3 protein-coding genes are annotated in these 3,881 nt (G+C 37.9%); 1 reads left to right on the top strand and 2 read right to left on the bottom strand.

What is annotated here, in order from left to right; genetic code table 11:
- Positions 1 to 141 precede the first annotated feature (141 nt).
- Positions 142 to 642, bottom strand: coding sequence for an ATP-binding protein (locus ACEW8O_RS23840; RefSeq protein WP_373497135.1), 501 nt, complete (start codon positions 640 to 642; stop codon positions 142 to 144).
- Positions 643 to 1,251: 609 nt separating this feature from the next.
- Here ACEW8O_RS23840 and ACEW8O_RS23845 point away from each other — a divergent pair.
- Positions 1,252 to 2,937 (top strand): DUF885 family protein, encoded by a 1,686-nt coding sequence (locus ACEW8O_RS23845; RefSeq protein ID WP_373497133.1) that lies wholly within the window; start codon positions 1,252 to 1,254, stop codon positions 2,935 to 2,937.
- A gap of 119 nt (positions 2,938 to 3,056) precedes the next feature.
- On the opposite strand, the gene ACEW8O_RS23850 is transcribed toward ACEW8O_RS23845, so the two are convergent.
- Complete coding sequence (locus tag ACEW8O_RS23850; protein WP_373497134.1) at positions 3,057 to 3,722, bottom strand: hypothetical protein; 666 nt, start codon at positions 3,720 to 3,722, stop codon at positions 3,057 to 3,059.
- Positions 3,723 to 3,881 lie beyond the last annotated feature (159 nt).

Raw genomic sequence — 3,881 nt, forward strand, 5'->3', positions numbered from 1 at the left:
TAAATGGCAAGAAAGATCAATATTATGCCGAATAGAGCACTCAGTGAGGCTTCGATGATATCAGAGTTCTTTTTTCGTTCCCATTCTCTCCTTAGCCAATCCTTATCTGAGATTCTTTTTCTATTCATATTAAAGTGCGAATCAATCTTTGTTTTTGAATTCGTCCAAAAATTGCAATAAACCAATGACTTCAACATTAGACTCATAAACATATCTCTCTTCTCCGGGAGTAACGACATATAGCTTTTCGACTCCCAAGTCTTCCATTGCCAAATAGCTACCTTTGGTAAGTTTTGGAGAAAGACTTAACTTAATCTCAACTGCAGCAAGCCAGCGGGTATCTCTCCTGATCAAAAGGTCAATTTCTGCACCATCTTGGGTTCTGTAGAAATATATTTCATCATCTGTACTCAATACCGATTTTACCTGATGAATCACAAAACCCTCCCATGAACTTCCAACCGCAATATTTCCATAAAGCGACTCCCTATCATTTATTCCTAAAAGATAATGCAGCATTCCATTATCCCGAAAATAGATTTTTGAGGATTTCACCAGCCTTTTTTTGATATTGATGTGCCAAGACGGGAGCTCGGTAACCAAGAAGGCATTCACAAAGTAGCTTATATAAGTTTTAATTATTCACTGAAAACTCAAACCCAAGTTGTATATACCTTTCAATCATCCCTGCAAATTTAAAAATAAATTTTAAATTTGCAGGGATGATTTATGAATTTATGATCTTAGGCTTGGTGATATCTTTTCCAAAGTTTCAAACTTTGGAAAAGTTTTGCGTCAAATTCGAAAGCAAGTTAATTCCTGAATTTAGCTAAATCCGTGAACTCAACTTCCTAATTTTAGCTAAATTTGTGAAGTTGGCTTTTTCAATTCATTTGCAGATTCCTCAAAATATTCAAAGAAACCCACCCCAAAGCTAAATTCAAGGTCATCACCCCTGAGAAGTTCTACGAACTGTTTCATTTGAAAACAATATCAGATAAGATAGTCCTTGTATCAAAACACCACCCATCAACCAAGTCCCACCATTGGTCAATGGGGTATTGGGTTTTTGTGAAAAATAAGGTGAAATTAATTGGATGAAATATACTTCGTGAAATATAGTTGAAAAATGCCTTCGGCGAAATATTTTGGAAATTGAGGTACAATACCATAATTATATCAATCTTATATCAACTATATTTCAATTATATATCTATTTATTTAAGGAAAACCTATATATAATTTTCAAATATGAAAAAGTCGCTATTTATAGTTATACTGACCATTTCAGTCTGCATTTCATCCTTTGCTACTGAATTGTACCCAAGTATCATGAGCTATCAGGCAGATAGAACTGCTTTGGCCAGAAAATACACTAATCATTTATCGGATGAATATTTCCAAAGGATAGATCTCCTATACAAAGAATGGCTCAAGGCTTTGGAAAATATGCCTTATGAAAGCTATTCAGCAGACGGAAAGCTCGATTACCAGATTTTTAAGAATTACCTGGAAAAAGAAAGTTATTTCCACTCCGCAGCTTATGAGGAATACAAGGCTGTCAAAGATGTGGTTGATTTTGCAGGCCCAATGGAAAAGTTCTATCAAACCCGAAGAATGGCTGTCAAACCCAATGCACAAGAATTGGCGGCAACTTTTACGCAGGTTGAAAAGGCAATAAAAACCAAATTGGAGCAATCAAAAAAAGCCAAACCATATAACAGTTGGCAGACTGCGGAATTGGCCGCCCAAGTGGTGGAAGGAATGAGGAAGAGTAGCGAGGAGGCATACAATTTCTACTTTGATTATGATCCGGAGTTTACCTGGTGGATGAAAGAGCCCATGAAAAGTCTGGATAAAACGATGAAAGCCTATGGGGATTTTTTGAAGAACCATTTTGAAAATACTGTGGTGAAAGATGATGGTTCGGGCATTATTGGTAAAATCTCGGGTAAAGTGGCCATTGAAAAAGAGCTTGCATATAACATGATTCCTTATACCGCGGAAGAATTGCTCAAGGAAGGGGAAAAACAATATGCATGGTGTGAACGGGAAATGATCAAAGCCTCCAATGAATTGGGGTTTGGTAATGACTGGAAAGCAGCCTTGGAGCATGTGAAAAACACTTATGTTCCGGCAGGTGAATGGCCGCAAATGGTGGCGAAGATGGCAGAAGAGGCTATTGCATTTTTGGAAGATAATGACTTGATGACCGTTCCGGAAATGGCCAAGGAAACCTGGCGAACTACCATGATGTCTGCTGAAAGACAGAAAGTTAGTCCATTCTTTTTGGGTGGAGAAACCATCATCATTTCCTATCCTACTTCTGAGATGTCCCATGAGGACAAAATGATGAGTATGCGTGGCAATAATCCACATTTTTCAAGAGCTACGGTGCAGCATGAACTGATACCCGGACATCACATGCAGCAATTTATGAATCAGCGTCATTTTCCTCATCGTAGGATTTTCAATACACCATTTTGGGTGGAGGGATGGACTTTGTATTGGGAGTTTAACCTATGGGACAAGGGTTTCCCGAGGAATGCTGAAGATAGAATCGGGATGCTTTTCTGGAGAATGCACCGGGCAGCAAGGATTGTGTTTTCTTTAAATTACCATTTGGGGAATATGACACCCCAAGAATGTATAGACTTCCTTGTGGACAAAGTAGGCCATGAGCGTGCCAATGCCGAAGCAGAAGTCAGAAGGTCATTCGAAGGAAGCTATGGGCCTTTGTACCAATTGGCATATATGATCGGTGGTCTTCAGGTGTATTCCCTTAAAAATGAAATGGTCCAATCGGGAAAAATGACAGAAAAAGAATTCCACGATTTCTTTATCAGCCAAAACTATATGCCCATAGAATTGCTCCGGGCAAGGATGAAAGGCGAAGATTTGCCAAGGAATTTCAAAAGCAGTTGGAGGTTTTTATAAGTGAGGCCAAACCTTTGAGGTCTTTTTCAGACCTCGAAGGTTTTTTAGCAAAAATAAGGATGAATTCAAAACTCAGAGACTTTTGTGTGCGCCCCGGCGCATACGAAGGTCTTATAAAATTAATCATTTGATCCTTTTTTCATGATTAAAATAACCACTCCATTTTTTCCTTCTTCCCCTACCTTGTCTATGGCCGCCTTGTTTTTAAGTACCTCAATGCTCTGAATGTCCTCAGGTTTAATACTTTCAATATCTTTGATTTTGATTAATTTGCCATTATTGGAATAATACATAGCAGGTTTGTTTTCTGCACTAGTTGAACCCATCACTGATATTGCCACAGGCGCATCGGTTTTTTGAGCTGATTTTAAAGAGGTCGAACCAAATACCCGATTATTTTTCAATTTTCCCAGTTGTTCAATTTGATTTTCATTCAACTCATTTTTTATAGACACAAGATTGCTTAATTGCTTCTTTTTCAAATTATTTTCAATGGCAAGAACAATCTCCAATTGTCTAATTGCAGCTTCTTGGTTGATTTTTGGTTCTTTGAGCAAGGATTTCAGCTTAGCATTGGCCTCATCCAAATCCCATTTGAGTGTACTAAATTCTCCTGCGTTTTGGCTGTGGATCTTTTTTATTTTTTCTGCCTGTTGGTCACTGAGGGCAATTTTCTCCCTGTTTTTCATTATCAGGTCGCCTGAGTATAATGCTTCCTGGAATATATCCTGGGCTTGTGCCGTACCTATAAATAACATTAAGAAGACAAGAATTAGATTTTTCATATTCATTTGTTTTAGGTTAAAATTCTGTAAGTAGTGAGGAAGTTGATGGTTCCCAGATTTCAAGTTCGGTGGTGGTCTCAATAATAAATTTCAGTTCCTGATTTTCATCTTGGTTTAGGGTGATGATGACAATGTCCTGATCAAGTTTGAAATCATCAA

Source organism: Aquiflexum sp., from assembly GCF_041749095.1.
Classification (GTDB): Bacteria; Bacteroidota; Bacteroidia; order Cytophagales; family Cyclobacteriaceae; genus Aquiflexum.